Origin of the sequence: Flavobacterium tistrianum, from assembly GCF_003254545.1 — a bacterium.
Taxonomy (GTDB): domain Bacteria; phylum Bacteroidota; class Bacteroidia; order Flavobacteriales; family Flavobacteriaceae; genus Flavobacterium; species Flavobacterium tistrianum.
The window spans coordinates 1-17,904 of the sequence record NZ_QJRH01000052.1 but is presented as its reverse complement, the minus strand read 5'-3'; the positions used below and the strand labels follow the sequence as shown (position 1 = coordinate 17,904).

The following is a 17,904-nucleotide window of genomic DNA, read 5'->3' as shown; positions in this document are numbered from 1 at the left end:
GGAAATATTATGTGTTAATCCGTTACAATTCTAAGCTGAGAAAACTTTGGGCTGACTTTGCCTTCTTTTGCCAGAATTTTAATGTTCAGCACTTCCTTGTTATCTATTTTTATGTTGATTGTCTTTTTATCTGCTGAAGTTATTACCGCTGGCTTTTCATTGATTAAAATAGTAATGTTATCGCTAATGAATTCATCTAAAACACTTATATTCAAAAACTGACCTTTGCTGTTTTTGTTCAGCATTTGATAAGAGATATAATCACGTGTATTTCGCCAGAACTTTCCGTCCTCGTAACCCGAATTGCTTTTTTCTCCTTTATACAAATGATCGACTTCTGGCTGCTGTTCACCGCAATTTATTTTATCTATTGTTTTGGCTTCAAGTGCCATTGCTTCAATTTCCTGCTTCTTCAGCAACTCCTGCTTTTCTTTATATTCTTCTTTGGAATACGTCTGAAAATACATTTGATAGCGGGCATCGTGCACTTCAAAAAAAGGCTCCAATTCTAATGAATCTAACCTATATCTTAAGTTCCCTGTTTCTTTAAGTTTCGATATATAATCTGCTTTATCTCCAACCAATGCATAGGCTTTATCAAGCGGAATAAATTTTCCTCTTGCAGCGTGTCCCATTCTGCTGTCGTCTGCAAACAATCCGTCTAATCCTTCAGTAGAAGTTCTGGCAGCCAATACAATTGGCCCTTTGACAAATGCACTCCAATTGGAACCGTCTGGCAGATTTTCTAAATGTATTGATGTTTTAAATCTGACATTTATTTTATCTCCCGACTTCCATTTTCTTGAAATCGCAACATATTCAGAGGGTTTAGATGTTATTTTTTGTTCTTTCCCGTTAATGAGTATTTCAAAACTTTCAGCCCATTTTGGATAACGGATATTCAAAGCAAAGTGTTTTGATTTTTTAAGTTTTACAACTAATTCTGTCTGATTCTCATAAGGGAATTTTGTGTTTTGTTCTAATTCTATTTCCTTTTCTTTCCATTTTAAAACCGATGGAATAAAAAGGTTTACAAAAAGATCATTTTGTGTATGGCTATAAATTAATTCTCCATATTTGGTATGATTTTCAAGTCCTGTTCCCACACAGCACCACATGCTTGTTTGAGGCTGAGAATAAACACGATAATGATTAGGGCGAATAGGCGTAAAATATACAAAACCTCCTTTTTCGGGATGCTGGCTTGAAAGGATATGATTGTAAAGTGTTCTTTCGTAAAAATCCAGATAACGAACATCATTTTTATCGAGAAACAAAGCTTTGGCAAGACGTTCCATATTATACGAATTGCAGGTTTCTGGCCCTTCGTTTGATTTAACCATTCCACTGAAATCGTTTACAGGATTAAAATGCTCTCCAACGCTGTTTCCTCCAAATGCAACTGTTCTTTTTTGAGTCACATTATTCCAAAAAAAATCTACACCATCTGACCATTCTTTATTATCAGAAAGAGCGGCAATCTTTTCAAAACCAACCACTTTTGGTATTTGAGTATTAGCGTGAAGTCCTGTGAGTTTGTCTTCTTTTTGCAGTAACGGATTTAATAAAGCTTTATGCGATAATTTTTCGGCGGTTTCAAGGTATTTTTTATCTTTTGTAATGATATACAAATCAGCAAAAGATTCATTTATGCCACCATGCTCTGTTGCCAAAACTTTCTGGATCTGTTCATCAGAAAGCGGATGGATTAATTCTATAAACCAGTCTCCAAGTTTTATTACTATATTTTTTGCTTGCTCACTTCTGGTGTATTGATACGCATCAATTAAACCAGCAAAAAGTTTATGAATGTTATAAATAGGAACCCAAGTATTGTTGAGTCCAAAACTGCTTCCGTCAATATCTCCTTTATGGATTCGATCCCAAAAAACTTTGCCTTGCGGAATACCCCCAACATAGCCATCGCCATTTTTAGCCTGACAGCGCGCCAATTCTGAAAGCATATAGTCCAATCTATCTTTTAGCTCCTTGTTTCCAGTAGATTCATACATCATAGCTAAAGCAGAAAGATAATGTCCGCCGATATGTCCATCCAATCCTATACTTTCCCAATTGCCATAACGATCTGCTTTTGGCTTAAGCCCAGATTCTAGTAAATAGGGTGCCAAAAGTTTATCGGGATCTAAGGCTAAAATATATTTTAGATCTACATCTTGAGCATTTTTAAATGGTCCATCTTTTAGCTTTACTTCGCTTAAATCAAATAACTTCATTTGAGCTGGTAAATTAGCTTTTAGATCGGATTGCGCTTGAGCTAACACTGAAATTCCGAAGAAAAACAGCAGATTAAACAAATGCTTTTTCATATATTTTTAGTCATTTTAATATTCTTTTATCTAACAAAAAAGAAATTGTAAAACTTATTCAGCTACTCGATCACTTTCTGGAGCTCCCAAATAAGAAGACTTTAACCCCCCAGTATCGATTAATATTTTTTGAAGTACAATTCCAGAATCTAAAACCTTGAAACGAAGCGTATGTTTTCCTGATTTCAGAATAGTATGTTTAGTCACAGAATGAATCATGTGTTCTGCCTGCCACTTTCCTAATTCTCCTTTATAATGTCCATTAAAATTTACGAGTTGCGGTTTTTCTCCATCAAAAGAAACTTCATATCGAAGTCCTTTATTGCTGTTAAAATTCAGCGTTGGAGCCAATAAAAGTTCAACGGCAAATTCTCCAGTTGAAGCAAAATTTATTTCGTACTCTACAAAGACATTATCTTCTGACATGGAATAGCTATTTTGCGGAAATGTTGTAATACCGCTCAACGTTTTTCCGAAATCTGGAATTACTTCCCAATGGATCTTTTTTGAATTATTCATTTTAGAAAAATGGGCTGCATTAATAGAGACATAGCCGTCTTTTTCTACAAAAACTTTTGGAATAATAATTTCGCTATCAGAAAGATATTTTACCTCTGGAAGAATATTTTTAGGACCATCGTGCCAAGCTTTGTAACCTATTCGCATTTGATCCATCATGTGAGGCCATTTGCCTTCTGCAATTTCATTATTGTATTTGTTTTGAAGAATAGAATCGCGTTCAAATTTTACTTTAACCTCATCTGCATAATAATTGGTAAGACTATTTTTTTCGGTTGCCAATTTCTTATTTTTAGCCTGTGCAAAATACATTTCATAAAGATTACAACAAGCATCTATAGGATATAAAACCAGCTGAAAATAAGCATCTTTATATTCGTTAGGAAGTTCGTTATAAATTCTATAAGCATCCAATGCCAAGTTTTTATAATCGTTCACAACTGTTTCAAACTCATTATAGTTTTCTAATGAATAGGTTTTGCTGTCCAGCATTTCTGGCGTAACACGACGATTGAATTTTGGATAGGTATTTAATAATCTGGCAATTTCTTTGGAATATTTGGTTCCAAATTGTTCTCCTGCCCAACTCTCTGTGTATTGGAATAAATTCTGAGAGTTGAAGTTTTTAGGATTCCAAGCCATGTCTAAAAAGAAGCTGATCGGGAATTCCATTGGTTTTAAATCGCCAACATTCACAATCCAGACTTTATCGACTCCGTTTTCATAACTAAGATTCATTTGTTCCCAAACTCTTTGTATCGGACTGATGTTTATCCATTTTGAATTTCTTGGCCCTCCCACATAATCGAAATGATAATACATTCCGTAACCTCCTTTATGCAAGGGTTTAGAAAGATCTGGAAGTTTGCGGACATTTCCCCAATTATCATCGCAAAACAATAAAATCACATCATCAGGAACGCGCATTCCCTGATCGTAATAATCCTGAACTTCTTTATATAAAGCCCAAACCTGAGGTGTTTTATTGGCGCTTTTACCAGTTTCACTTTCGATAATTCTGCGCTGGTCTTTTACAATATTTTCCAGTAAACTTATATTGGTGCCTTCGCTCATCGCTTCGTCTCCATCGCCACGCATCCCAATGGTTACCAGTTTTTCCCAATTTTTGCTTCGCTGAATCCCCGTTTTCCAGAATTCGTCCAAAACTGTCTTGTTTTTCGAGTAATCCCAAATATTAGGCAAATTATTTTTTTTAATGTATCGATGCCAGTCTGTTTGTGCCAAAGCCATCGGTTCATGGTGGGAAGTTCCCATTATAATTCCCATTTCATTTGCTAAAGGACCACTGGCTGCATCATCATCATAAAATGCATTTCCCCACATTGCCGGCCAGATGTAATTGCCTTTCAGTCTAAGGATTAATTCAAAAACTTTTTCGTAAAACTTGCTGTTAAAACCACCAAAAGTAGCTTTTGCCCAACCGCTTAAAGCTGGAGCTTCATCATTAAGAAAAATGCCTCTGTACTTTACAGCTGGTTCTCCATCGGTATACATTCCTTTAATGAAATAGATATTTTCTTTTTGTTTTACAGGCACGTCAGCCCAGTAATACCAAGGAGAAACGCCAATCTGTTTCGATAATTCATAAATTCCGTAAATCGTGCCGCGCTTGTCGCTTCCTGCAATTACAAGTGCTTCATTTAAACCTTTGAAAGGATTTTTAACGTGCTGTATAATGAATTTTTCATTTTTACCTTTAAGTTCTTTTCCCTCGATTTTTTTCTGTTTAATTAATTCATCGATAACCGAATTAGATCCGATCGTTCCGATGATAATGAGCGGTGATGATGCATTAGGATTTTGGTTTAAAATAAGCGGACGCTGGCCTGTAACCTTCTCAAAATCTGACTGAAGATTATTTACAGCTCGCAAAATACCTGCGTCTAAATTTGAATTTACCAAAAAAGAAAGTGACAAAGACTTTTCTTTCAGCACCATAACATTTTGGCTTTTATCTTCTGTTATAAAAGGCTGAGCTTTTGATATAGTACTTACTAAAATAATAATTACGGTGCTTATAAATTTCAAATAGTTTTTCATCAGGTATTTTTTATCATTCATTCCAGATTGAGCTTATTTTAAATCAAAATCTTTTATTTCTGCTTTTTATTATTTGAACAATAATTGTGAGTACAAGAACAAATCATGTCTCCATACTGGCCAAGTATGTCCGCCAGAATACTCACTGTAACTATATTTAATTCCTAATTGATCAAATTTTTGCGTCATAATTTTACAGTTCTCGTAGGCTATATCTTCTTTTCCTCCCATCGAAATCCAAAAATCCTTCAAGTTGGCATTGATATACTGTGCATTGTTTTTCATAAACTCATATTGAGGATTTGATAATTTTGGATTGTTTGCCCACCAGCCTGAGCTGAAAACGCCTAGACTTGAAAACATATTTGAGTTTTTTATTCCAGCGTAAAGCGTCTGCAATCCTCCCATTGATAAACCTGCTAAAGCTCTATTTTTACTGTCTGTTGCAACTTTAAAATTACTTTCAACAAAAGGTATTGCTCCGTTTTTCAGTTCGTTTTCAAATGCTTTTAAGGTTTCTTCTCCAAAACCTGCTATTCCGCCTGTATTTCCCATGTTGCCGTCAAGCATTACAATAAGCATTTTCTTTGCTTTGTTTTCGGCAATTAAATTGTCTAAAATCAAATTTGCTTTTCCTTGTGTGCTCCATCCTCTTTGGTCTTCACCACCTCCGTGTAAAAGATATAGCACAGGAAATTTTTCTGAAGAGGTTTCGTATCCTGGCGGCGTATACACATACATTTCACGCCATGAATTAGTTCCTTTTGAAAAGTATTTCATTATTTTTACCTCACCATGCGGAACTGCTTTTAATTCATAGAAATCACCATCTCTTTTCGGAATTTCTATTCCGCTTGCCATACGGCTCATGCCATAGAAAGTCTCGCTTGACGGATCTGCAACTGCTACACCATCAATCAAAAGCGAGTAATAATTAAATCCTCCGTTTATTACATCAGTAGTAACATTCCACACTCCTTGTCCATCTTTCTGCATATCGTATTTTCGTCCCAAATCGATCTGCACTTTTGAGGCTTCTGGCGCATTGACTTTAAAAATTACTCTGTTATCTGGCAGTATCTGAGGATATTTAGCATTTCGTATGTTGGTTTGAGCTGTGGTTCCTAGAACCGTATATTTAGCAAAACTTGATTCATCAACAGGTTTGAACAATAACTGTGAGAACATATACAAGCTGTTTTTCCATACTTTGAAATCATGAACTCCTGGTTCTAGATAATAAATGTGCGGTACATTATTTTTGAATAAATAATCGTGGGTGCGTTTGCTGTTTTCAAGAAGCCAATCGTTATCTCCGCAAGAAATCCAAAGCAGTTTCAGCTTCTTTTTGGTTTCTTCAGGATTAGGCACTAACTCCTCTGTTTTCTTAGTATTTGGAGCTGATGAAAATCCGCCAATCCAAGCAAATTTATCTAAGTTTGTTAATCCAAAATTCAAAGACTGTCCGCCACCCATAGATAATCCTGCAATGGCACGATGTTCTCTGTCTTTGTAAACATTATATTTTTTTTCGATAAAAGGAATCAAATCCTTCAATAAATCTTTTTCAAAATCTGCAAATGCCTGCACTTTGTCTGGCGCCATTATATTTCCTGTAGCGCTGTCATCTTTCATGGCTCTTCCGTTTGGCATTACCACAATCATAGGCTGTAATTTTCCCTCTGCGTAAAGATTGTCCAATATAATCTGCGGACTTCCACCGTTAAGCCATTCTTTTTCATCTCCGCCAATTCCGTGTAAAAGGTATAAAACTGGATATTTTTTGTTTTTACTAAATCCAGGCGGTGTATAAACTGTTGCCTTTCTAGTTGTGCCAACTGTCTTTGAATCATAGCTTACCGTTTCTACTTTTCCTGCTGGAACTGCTGGATTTAACTGGTCAAAACCAACGGGTGCCTGAACTACAAAAGGCTCATTTGTGTTATCAGATTTATAGCCTAATAATGAAAGCATTTTTTCTGCATAACGTTTGCCTAAATCCCTGTATCCCGCGGCGCTAAAATGCAAGAAATCTGACGACACAGCACAGCCTTTTGATGAAATCACATAAGAGGTTGGAATGGTCTGAGGCAATGTTGCAATGATTTTATTCATGCTCGCACATTTTCCTTTTTGTTCTTCATGAACGGTTTCACCTGAAAGCAATGGCACTTTTTTAGGATCAAGGTTTAGATCTTTCATCAGATTATCATATACTATTTTAACCTTTTTCGGCCATAGTGTATCTCCTGTATTAGATTCGCCCTGATGCAGTAAAATACCTTTTATCACTCCTGTTTTTTGTGCAATTTTTGCCAATTCAACAAGTCTTGCATACGGACTTCCATTATATTCTTTGATCATGCCCAACATCCAATCTGGCGCTGTTTTCATGTAATTCTCAAAGTTATCTTTATCAAAAAGTTCTATTTTGCATCCTCCAACAGCTACATTTACCACTCCTACTTTTATATTTTTAGGAAGATTGGCCACCATCGTTCTTCCAAAATTGTCTGTTAATGTCAATCCTGTTTTACATCGGCATAATGGAGGAATTGCCGTATACCATTTTCCCATTTCGCGATTTAGATCAGGGCAGTTTACTGCTTCTAAAACCTGAAAGCGAGAATCTACATTTATTTTGTCTTCAGCTTCTATCGGAGCCGCCCCTTCCATATTGGACTGTCCAAAACTTAAATAAACATGAAAATTTGGATCCTGAGAATATCCATTCTGTCCTATTAAAAAAAGAACTGTTATTGCGAAAAATCTAATTATTGATTTCATGATTTCTTATTAAAATTATTTTAATACTAAATGGAATTTCATTTAAATAAATTTAAATCTATTGCATCGCCCATTCTCTGATATCCCAATTCATTAGGATGCAAAAAATCGCCGTCGTGCATATTTGATAAAATGGTTTTCGAATCAGTTTCTGAAGCCATTTCTTTATCAAAATCTATTACTGCATCAAAATGGTTGTTTCGAATCCAGGCATTTACAATATCTCTTGCTTCTTGCTTGAAAGGGGCATCATAAAATGATTTTTGAAAAGGCAGAATCGTACAGCCATACACTTTTAGGCCTTTGGCGTGTGCTTTTTCTATCATGATTTTGTAAGCGTCTATAATTTCCTGTGCTTTTAATGGAGCATCTTCTGGACGTTTAATTCCGCCAATATCATTTATTCCTTCCAATATTACGAGCCATTTTGCACCTGCTTGCGAAAGCACATCACGATCAAAACGGTCTAATGCTGTTGGACCCAATCCGCCTTTTACAACGCAATTTCCGCCTATACCTAAATTTAAAACCCCAATATTTTGAGTTGCTTTATTGGCAGCCAATCTAGCGGCTAGAATATCTGTCCAACGATTTTGTTTGTTTGTTCCTGATCCGCGACCGTCTGTAATAGAGTTTCCTAGACAAACAATATTAGATGTATTTTTTGGTGCGAGGAGATCTAATCCAATGATAGAATACCAATGATCTGTTTTTACAGCTCCTGAGAAAACGTCATTACTGACATTATCTCCTTGTAAAATATAAGATGTTGTTCTCGATCCAGGATGCCCTGTTGTTTTTTGCGACGCAGCTCCATAATAAATGCTTATGGCAAGTAATTGACCTTGTTTTAGCTGAAAATTCAGTTTATCTGAAAATACTTCCTGACCTGGATGTAATGTTACTTCTTGATTTCCATTAAAAGTGAGATTTTTTTGCGTGTTTTTATCAATTGCTGGAGCATCAAGAACATTGGCAATGCTCACCTTTTTTAAAACGGTAGGCTCATCACTAAATACATTTGAAAAACGCAGTCGAATATGCTCTCCTCCAATCGAAACTTTTATAATTTGACGAAGTGTATTTTCGGCCAAACCTGGGGCTGGAGGCATATTGTTTGGTTCTACAAGCATTGGTGCACAAGCCCACGATCCAACCCAATTTTCAGCTTTCGCCTTTTCAGAAGAATTTGCTAAAGGCTGATTGGTTTTACATCCTAGTATTAAAGTGAAAAGCTGTAAAAGCAATATATATTTTAAATATCTTTTTATCATTTCTACTAAAATTTGATGACTGCTGTTATGCTAAAAAAACAACTCCCATAAATCATTTTCAAATTGAAATAAATGGGAGTTGTAAATTTTATTTCGGATGTGAATTATTTGATGAAGTGGCATATAAACCCACCAACGCTCCTGTAAATCCGCCTGCAACATTTGTTGAAAGAATATCTCCTGAAACTGGATTTCCAAGATTTTCAAAATCAGCACCGTTTAAAGCATAGCTAAACTGATAATCGTCGCCTGTTGCTTTAACTTGCAAACGTATTGCTCCTTTGATTTCTATTTTTGCGCTTGACACAATTTCTGATTGTCCTTTTTCCGTTCTTTCCAACAGTATATAGGTGTCTTTTCCTTTCTTAGTGATACCAAAAACGTAATTGTAGCTTTCGTTCTGCAGACATACAATTCCTGCCAGATTTTTTTCTGACTCTGGCTTATATTCTAAAGTTGTTGTAAAAGAAAAAGTATTATGCTGCTGTCTGTAAAATAAGGTAGAAGTTGGTTTTAGCTCCTTGATGTTTACAGCAAATGGCGTAATCTGCAAACCTTTTTTAACAATAGAAATAAAGTGTTCTCTTGGTCCGCGTAATCCAATCCATCTATAATCTAACTTCTGTGATGTAAAATTTTCTGTAAATGTAAAGTTGCCATTAGGGAAAAAACCATCTTTGCCCGTTTTGTTTACAACACCGTTTGGCATTTTTAATTTTGGTCCCATTGGCACTAAACCATTCTCAAAAACAGGAAAAGTACCCGACCAATCTACTGGAAGCATAAAGGTTTCACGTCCTGCATTTACTCTATCTTTTTCGTTTGGACGAATTCCCAAAAATACACCATAATACTTGTTATCCGGCCCAAGTACCAAATCGGCATGTCCTGCCCAATCTACTTTGTTGGGTCTGTTTTGAGGGAAATATCTTTGTGTGAGAATTGGATTATTTGATGCTGGTTTGAAAGGTCCTTTTGGATTATCACTAATAAAAACAACCTCGCTATGATTTCCTCCTGTACCTCCTTCAGCACACATTAAATAGTAATGATTGTCTTTTTTATACAAATGAGGAGCTTCAATCCAAATTGGTTTCTTAGAAAGGTCAACTCCACCATCTACAATAATTTTATCTGTTCCCGGAATTACCTGATCTTTTTCTAAATCATATTCCCAAACTTTAATTACACGATGTCCGTTATACAATTCTTTTCCTTTATCAGGAGCATCATTATGCACGACATACCCTTTTCCGTTATCATCAAAAAAGATAGAAGGATCTATTCCATTAAAAGCTAATTTTATCGGGCTTCCCCATCCTTTTTTTGGATCTTTAGTTTTTACTATGATATTTCCTAAACCGCCTGTAAAAGCAGTAACAATCATATAAAAAGTATCGTTGTGCGGATTATAAGTAATTCCCGGAGCATAGACACCAGCGCTAATTCCTGTATCATGAGGATTAAACTCTGAAACTTTATTTAATACCCCTCCCAAATCGGTCCAGTTTACTAAATCTTTAGAGTGAAAAATGGGCACTCCAGGAAACATAGCAAACGAAGAACACACCATATAATAATCGTCGCCTTTTCTTGTAATGGCAGGATCAGGATAACATCCCTGTAGAATGGGAGAATAAAATTCATCTTCTTTTAAAGGATTGCTTTTATAAATCTGGTCATCTCCCACGTAAGTTGCATTTGAAAAAATAGGATCTTTACTGCTTTTCTTTTTTTTGATAGTGGTTTCCTGAGCCTGCGTAAGGATAGAGCAAAACAGAACAGCAACCGATATAAGAATCTTTTTTTTATTGCTCATTTTATATTGTTTGTTAAAGTACATTCGAAAAATATTAAAAAGCCGAGAGGGTTACTCCCGGCTTGTTTAAAACTACATTAATAAACCGTAATAAGATAATTTATAAAATTGATCTTATTTGTTTAGAATTAGTTTTCAGAAAAATATAATTTAATATCCTGGATTTTGGTAAGCTGCTTTTTCGTCAGCAGACATTTCCATTCCATCCATTTGTCCTTGCGGAATTGGTCTTAGATAATGATGCGCATCAATTGTTCTGGTTACTACTTCTGGAGTATGCTGTCCGTAGTTAGATCCTCCTATAGAATATTTCCCTGCAATTTCATTCCATTTCTGTGTTCTTACTAAATCATACCAACGGTATCCTTCGCCAAAAAACTCACGTGAACGTTCGGCCAGAATGTAGTTAATATCAATTACAGCTGGAGTCGCATTGGTCATAGCGGCGCTATTATCCTGAATTTTAGCTGTATTTCCATTATTATCCCATTTCCATTTTCCAGCTCTAGCTCGTAATACATTTACAAGAGATCTGGCACTCAAAGATCCTGTAGCTCCTTTAACAGCTGCTTCTGCGGCAACTAAATATAATTCAGAGAATTTTGCTACTGGAAATGGTCTTGTGCTTCCTGCATTTGGCTGTCCTAATCCTCCCGCGTTGTCTGTTCTGTATGGCCCAAGTTTCCAGAAACCTGGGTATACAATTCTGCTAATGCCTTTTGGAGAAATCACATAATCTGCTCTTCCTGGCAACACTCCTGCGCCAACTCCACTTTCACCTTGTCCAGAAGGATAAGTAATTGCAGTTGATGGTTCATCATTAAGAAAACTTAAAACTGCATCACCGGGTTTAATTGTCAAACCATTTGCATTGGTCAATGTTGCTACGCCAGTAAGACCAGTTCCTTGAAGATTCCAATTTCCTCTGAAAACTGCCGCAAACGTTCCGTCATATCTTGAATCATTTGTTTTATCTGCAAAAGTATTCGTAAAAACTTCAATAGGTGGAGCCATTCTTGTCCACGGACGTCCTAAAAATTGATTAGCTTCTCTTTGTACTGAAGAAACTGCTGCTGAACCGTTTTTACTTCTTATAGCAGTATAGTTCCAAGTCACCATCCAACCTGAAAAGTTATCTGGCGAACCACCGCTACCGTACGTAAGACTGGCACCATTGTAATACTCACTTTCCTGTGTATGATCTGCAAAAAGCATTACTTCTTTGTTTCTGTCATTTGCTCCAGCATTAACATCATAATAAGAATCTAGCAGCCCATAAACACCTGGATTATTAATTCCTTCTACAGCCAAATCATAAGCCTTTTGAAAGTACCACTGTGCATTATGTCCATCTGGATCTGTTCTTGGAGTATCTGGATAGGTTGGTATATTATTTGGGTTTTCTAACCACCAAGCATAAGTAAGATATGCTTTTGCCAGAAATAATCGCGCTACAGTTTTAGTTACCGTTCCTGTCAATCTAGGCGTATCTGGAAGATCATTAACCGCTGTAACCAAATCCGGGAAAATGGCTTTAGTATATACTTCAGGAACTGTATTACGTTTAGAATATCTTGAAGGTTTACTGTTAAACTTTAATTCTCCAGCTCCTAAATCCAAAGGAACGCCTCCAAAAGTCTGCACTAAAAGAAAATAATCAAACCCTCTAAAAAATTTAGATTCTGCAATTAAACTGCTGGCAACTCCAACGGCTGCACCATTTTCGATAATACCGCTGGCAGTATTGATATCATAATAAGAGTTATTCCACAAAACATCTGAACGGCTTGAAGTTGGATTTATAACTCCCACACCAGACAAATCGTGATCTTTAAAATTTCCGTCTGCACTCTGCGCGTACGTTGCTTCATCTGTCCCTGTCTGGCAAGCATTATAAAAATAAGCCTGTCCGTAAATCCAGCGTAAATGTGCATAGTGAGAAGTTAATCCCTGTTTAACACCTTGTTCAGTTTTAAAATAACCTGGTTCGTAAAAATCATGAGGTTTTTCCTCTAATATATCGGAACAGCCTGCTAATGAAAGTAAAACCGTTGATCCTATGATTAAATTTTTAAAAATATATCGTTTCATATCTGTTCTGATTAAAATGTTAAATTAAGTCCAAATAAATAATTTCTGGTTGCAGGAGTGTTTGTACCGATAACCGAAAATCTTCTCTGATAAGAGGCAACGGCCTGATTTTCGTCACCAAATGAATTCGTTTCAGGATCCATTCCAGATTTATCGTGATATGGAGAAAATAAAACAAACGGATTCTGCACTGTGAAATAAAGTCTTAATTTATCGATTCCTAAATTTCTTGTAAAGTCTTGATCAAGAGTATACCCAAGAGTCATTGCTCTAATTTTTACATAAGAAGCATCAAAGTACCCCATAGTCGACATGTATTTAGGGTTATCACCGCTTCTAATACCTCTCGGATTAGGAAATTCTCCGTCTCTGTTATCTGGAGTCCAGTAATCTACATCAACGTTACTTCTACGTCCGTTTAAAAGGTTCATATAACTTGCTCCTCCATATAATGTACTTATTAATACACCTCCGCTTTTAAACGCTCCTACTGCATTAAAATCAAATCCTTTGTAAGTTACATTCGTATTGAAACCTCCCTGAAAGTCTGGATCTGTTTCTATAATCTGACGATCACTTGCATTAATGGCACGAGCTGGCGAACCATCTGGATTATATTCTCCGGTATATTTCACTTTGATCGATCCTACAACTGTTCCCTGCTGATTAATTCCAGTTGGTCCTGGCTCAAGAATTGACATATATGGATCGCCTTCCTGCCAGATTCCGACCTTTTCATAATCATAGATTGAATTAATATTATATCCAACAAACCAGTTGTTTGCTTCGTCACGGCTAGCACCTGATGCTAAAGCAACAAGCTTGTTTTCGTTTTTATAGAAATTAACTCCCACAGACCATGTCACACCTTTAGGGTTATCAAGAATAACTCCATTTAATGAAATTTCATAACCTTTGTTTTCTGTTTCTCCCACGTTAGCCACATAACTGCTTACACCAGACGTCGCTGGAAGTCCCACACGCTGCAATAGATTTTTTGTGTTTGTTTTATAATATTCGACTGTACCTGATAAACGATTGTTGAAAAATCCGAAATCTAAACCATAGTTCCATGTAGTAGAAAACTCCCATCCCAAATTAGGATTTGGAAGCTCAGTAACATATACTCCAGTTGAATTATTGCTTCCAAAATTGTATGGCCTTGTGCTTAAAGCTCCCAACGTTGCATAAGGAGATACCGCCTGATTTGAAGTTTCTCCATAACCAGCTCTCAATTTCAATAAATTGATGTATTTTACATCTTTAAGGAATGACTCGTTTGAAAGTGTCCAACCAGCAGATACTGCAGGATAAGTTACCCATTTGTTTCCAGGAGATAATCTTGATGAACCATCAGAACGAACTGTTCCAGATACAAAGTAACGGTTATCATAAGAATACATTAACCTAGCCATATACGATGTCAATCCCCACTGTGTATAATCTTGATCTGCAGGGTTAATTACAGCTTCTTCCTCACTTTGTCCTAAATTATAAAATTGAAAAGCATCAGAAGTAATTCCGTTTCGAGTCACTCTCGAACTTTGTCCTGTATATTGTTCGTTTGAATATAGACCGACAAAATTTATAGTATGTTTTTGTGCAAAAGTTTTATCATACGTCAGTAAATTTTCCAATAGCCATTGTGTAGACCAGCCGTTTGTTATTGCCGCATTAGAAAGTGTCGTTGGGTTTACGTCAAAAACTCCCTGACCTTCATAATATCCAGCATTTGATGTGCGCAAATTTAAACCAGTATTAAGTCTGTATTTCAAACCTTCAACACCTGGAATTTTTATTTCTGCAAAAATGTTATTGTAAGAACTAAAAGCTCTATTTAAATTCACATAAGCATCTCCTAAATTTTCAATAGATTTTCTAGTATAAACCCATTGGTCATCTGCTGCCATGCTCACTGTTCTTTTCAAAGAACCATCTGCATTATACGGATTCGCAAGGGGTGAAGTCTGCAGAATAGTTCCTGTTCCGATATTATCACCATTTGTAATGCTGTAATTGCTATTGGTGTTAAATCCTATACGAATAGATCTATTAATCTGCTGATCTAAACCTGCTCTAAGACTAAAACGCTCATAGCTCTGACCTGGAAGAACCGACTCTTCTTTGTAATATCCTAAACCTGCATTGTAAGCACCAGTTTCAGTTCCGCCCGAAACGCTAACATCATGGCTGATCATTTCGCCAGAACCGTACAATGAATTCTGCCAATCTGTATTTACATTTCTTTTCTCGTCAACACCATCTACATATAAACCTGTATAATCACGAAGAGCAGCAAATTTAGTAGCATCCATCATCGGATATTTTGAGAAAACCTGTTTAATTCCGCTAAAACCATTGTATGAAAATGTAGCTTTCTGATTTTTCTTTCCTTTTAAAGTAGTCACTAAAATTACACCATTGGCTCCACGGGAACCATAAATAGCTGTAGCAGAAGCATCTTTCAAGATATCTACAGATTTAATATCTGCAGGATTGATATCTCCTATAGAACCTGCAAACGGAACTCCGTCCAACACCACTAAAGGATCATTGCTCCCCGTAAGAGATCTTGTTCCACGAATCCTTATCTGCATTGCAGCACCTGGTTTAGAAGAAGTTTGCGTCATCTCTACCCCTGCAAGTCTTCCTTGTAAAGCTTGGGTAATATTGGCAGCTGGCACTTCATTTAACTCTTTTCCTCCTAATGAAGCAACCGATCCTGTAACCGCCTCTTTAATTTGAGTACCATATCCGATTACAACTACTTCTTTTAAGTTATTGGAATCTTCCTCCAAAAGCACATTGATTTTCGTCTTTCCATTAACACTAATTTCTTGGGTTTTAAAGCCTATAAAGCTAAAGACAAGAATACCATTTGAAGGCGCACTTATAGAATAATTACCGTCGAAACCTGTACTTACTCCGTTTTTTGCTCCTTTTAGATTAACATTCACGCCAGGAATTGGACCGTTTGCATCCGAAACTGTTCCTGTAATTGTTGTTTGCGCCTTAATTTGCATTGAGACCAAAAACAATAGGATCAAAAAACCGAAGCTTTTTATATGCTTCGATTTACTTGTAATAAAAAAATTATTCATAAAAATTGATTTAATTATTAAAATTTGGTTTTTGTTGGTTAGTAATTTTCAACACTTAAAAAGTTAAAATGGAACACCGACTTTATAAGTGTAACTATTACAAATATAGAAAAATATCTTTCAAACACAATCGGTTGTGTAATTTTTTATTGATAAGTACGAAAAAAACACCCGATAAAAAAATATTTACTTCATAATTTCACTAAAAATAATAAAAATATCATAAATTACACTACAACGTTGTAGCTATATTTAATAAAAATTTTAAGTTCTTATAATATTCTTAAAGAAAACATAAAAATGAAAAAACCTTCTTTTCTATTTGAAAAAACTCCAATTATCAAGTTTAAAAGACAACTTATTAATAAAAATTTCCAGTAAAATCGTACATTACCAAGTAACTATCTGATAAACTAATCACTAAAGCTGTAAAAAACCATCTTAAAAACAATCGATTGTTTATTTCCCATAAAAAAACCCTTCATTTTCATGAAAGGTTCTTTTAAAACAAATTCTAAAAAAATTAGCTTTTTACATCTTCTAAAATCATCTCCTTTTGCAAAATTTTTAAAATAGATGAAACTTTAGCCTGATGGTAAATCTTTATAAAATATTCAAACTGATAATAAATTTTATTAGTTAAGACATAAAATAACGTTCTAAGACTATCACATATATTAAATTAGAAATAAACGACTCTGACTCATCAAATCAAAATAATATTTTCCTCAAAAATTAAAGTTGAATTTTACATTCCAAAACAGTTCATCTTTCGGCACATTCAAACTATAAAATTCAGCAGCTCTGTTTGATACGCCTTCTTCTTTTTCAGCAAGACCGCGAACTAATCTTCTCTGCAAAATCTTTCTTCTGAAATTCGTTTTGTTGATTTCAATTTCTAATATTTTTTCATACAAATGAATCACCTGAAGCAAAGTAAATTTTTCGGGCAAAAGATTGAAACCAACCGCACTGCAGCAAATATTCTTTCGCAGTTCTTTAATGCTAAAATCAATTATTGCCATGTATTTATCTTCTAAACCTTTTATATTGCTCACATCAATCCAGATTGCATCAGATTTAAATTCTTCATCATCCTCATTTTTTTTCTCTCTTCTAATCATTGCATAATAGCCAATTGAAATAATCTCTTGAAGTGATGATGACGAATAATTACCAAATGCTCGCAATTGCTCTAAAAAGAAATCTTCTTCTGAGATATACTTCTTCAAAATCTTTTGTGCTGTTTCTAATATTGTTTCTCCCTCTTCTAAACTGGAACTCGGCAATCTCCAGTTACCATTCAAAATATCATTTTCCTTTTTGACAAGCAAAACTTTCAAACTTCTATCTTCAAAACAGAATATTACACAATCAATTTCTATCTTATTTTCATGATATGAATTAAGCCCTATTCCCTCTTCTGAATCTTCTTTTTTCATAGAAAATAAAATTAAACTGCCTTTTAATCAATTAATCTTCTAATCCCGTAAGGATCAATTGTGACAATCGAGCCGTCTTCCAAGTAATCAATCTTAGCCACCTTCATGCTTCTCAAATGCGTCACGCCTTTTGATAAACTTGAATCATGATAAAACAGATACCACTCGCCTTCCACTTCGCAGATAGAATGGTGTGACGTCCACCCGATAACCGGATTCAGAATCCTTCCCTGATACGTAAACGGCCCATAAGGACTGTCTCCGATAGCGTAGCAGATGAAATGCGTATCGCCTGTTGAATAAGAGAAATAATATTTTCCGTTGTATTTATGAACCCAAGAAGCTTCAAAAAAACGTCTGGCATTATCTCCAGCAAGAATCTCATTTCCATTTTCGTCCAAAATTTTAATCTCTTTTGGATCTTCGTCAAATTCCAACATATCGTCTCTTAACAAAGCTACAATTGGTCCCAGAGCTTTCTCT

The 17,904-nt window shown here is 35.5% G+C and carries 9 protein-coding genes; all 9 read right to left on the bottom strand.

The genetic code is table 11. The features are described 5' to 3' along the window. Positions 1–14 precede the first annotated feature (14 nt). Positions 15–2,327, bottom strand: a complete 2,313-nt coding sequence (locus tag DMB71_RS00970; RefSeq protein WP_239452890.1) for a glycoside hydrolase family 127 protein — start codon at positions 2,325–2,327, stop codon at positions 15–17. Positions 2,328–2,381: 54 nt separating this feature from the next. Continuing rightward, positions 2,382–4,907, bottom strand: a complete 2,526-nt coding sequence (locus DMB71_RS00965) for a glycosyl hydrolase 115 family protein (RefSeq protein WP_111362895.1) — start codon at positions 4,905–4,907, stop codon at positions 2,382–2,384. Between the two features lie 69 nt (positions 4,908–4,976). Beyond that, complete coding sequence (locus DMB71_RS00960) at positions 4,977–7,694, bottom strand: alpha/beta hydrolase-fold protein (protein WP_111362885.1); 2,718 nt, start codon at positions 7,692–7,694, stop codon at positions 4,977–4,979. Positions 7,695–7,732: 38 nt separating this feature from the next. Beyond that, positions 7,733–8,968 carry an SGNH/GDSL hydrolase family protein gene (locus DMB71_RS00955; RefSeq protein ID WP_111362883.1) on the bottom strand — a complete coding sequence of 412 codons (1,236 nt, stop codon included), beginning with the start codon at positions 8,966–8,968 and terminating at the stop codon, positions 7,733–7,735. An 88-nt stretch (positions 8,969–9,056) separates the two neighbouring features. Further along, positions 9,057–10,787, bottom strand: coding sequence for a glycoside hydrolase family 43 protein (locus DMB71_RS00950; RefSeq protein ID WP_111362881.1), 1,731 nt, complete (start codon positions 10,785–10,787; stop codon positions 9,057–9,059). A gap of 150 nt (positions 10,788–10,937) precedes the next feature. Then, a complete protein-coding gene (locus tag DMB71_RS00945) occupies positions 10,938–12,878 on the bottom strand; it encodes a RagB/SusD family nutrient uptake outer membrane protein (RefSeq protein WP_111362879.1) in 1,941 nt (646 codons plus the stop codon). An 11-nt stretch (positions 12,879–12,889) separates the two neighbouring features. Beyond that, positions 12,890–15,979, bottom strand: a complete 3,090-nt coding sequence (locus DMB71_RS00940; RefSeq protein ID WP_111362877.1) for a SusC/RagA family TonB-linked outer membrane protein — start codon at positions 15,977–15,979, stop codon at positions 12,890–12,892. Between the two features lie 728 nt (positions 15,980–16,707). After that, a complete protein-coding gene (locus tag DMB71_RS00935; RefSeq protein WP_111362875.1) occupies positions 16,708–17,421 on the bottom strand; it encodes an NUDIX hydrolase in 714 nt (237 codons plus the stop codon). A 23-nt stretch (positions 17,422–17,444) separates the two neighbouring features. After that, positions 17,445–17,904, bottom strand: a 460-nt coding sequence (locus DMB71_RS00930) for a family 43 glycosylhydrolase (protein ID WP_162614745.1), incomplete at its 5' end; no start/stop codon positions are given.

Coding starts and splice junctions, on each gene's coding strand:
- DMB71_RS00940 (WP_111362877.1), bottom strand. CDS start 15,979: ATGAATAATTTTTTTATTACAAGTAAATCGAAGCATATAAAAAGCTTC.
- DMB71_RS00955 (WP_111362883.1), bottom strand. CDS start 8,968: ATGATAAAAAGATATTTAAAATATATATTGCTTTTACAGCTTTTCACT.
- DMB71_RS00935 (WP_111362875.1), bottom strand. CDS start 17,421: ATGAAAAAAGAAGATTCAGAAGAGGGAATAGGGCTTAATTCATATCAT.
- DMB71_RS00960 (WP_111362885.1), bottom strand. CDS start 7,694: ATGAAATCAATAATTAGATTTTTCGCAATAACAGTTCTTTTTTTAATA.
- DMB71_RS00965 (WP_111362895.1), bottom strand. CDS start 4,907: ATGAAAAACTATTTGAAATTTATAAGCACCGTAATTATTATTTTAGTA.
- DMB71_RS00945 (WP_111362879.1), bottom strand. CDS start 12,878: ATGAAACGATATATTTTTAAAAATTTAATCATAGGATCAACGGTTTTA.
- DMB71_RS00950 (WP_111362881.1), bottom strand. CDS start 10,787: ATGAGCAATAAAAAAAAGATTCTTATATCGGTTGCTGTTCTGTTTTGC.
- DMB71_RS00970 (WP_239452890.1), bottom strand. CDS start 2,327: ATGAAAAAGCATTTGTTTAATCTGCTGTTTTTCTTCGGAATTTCAGTG.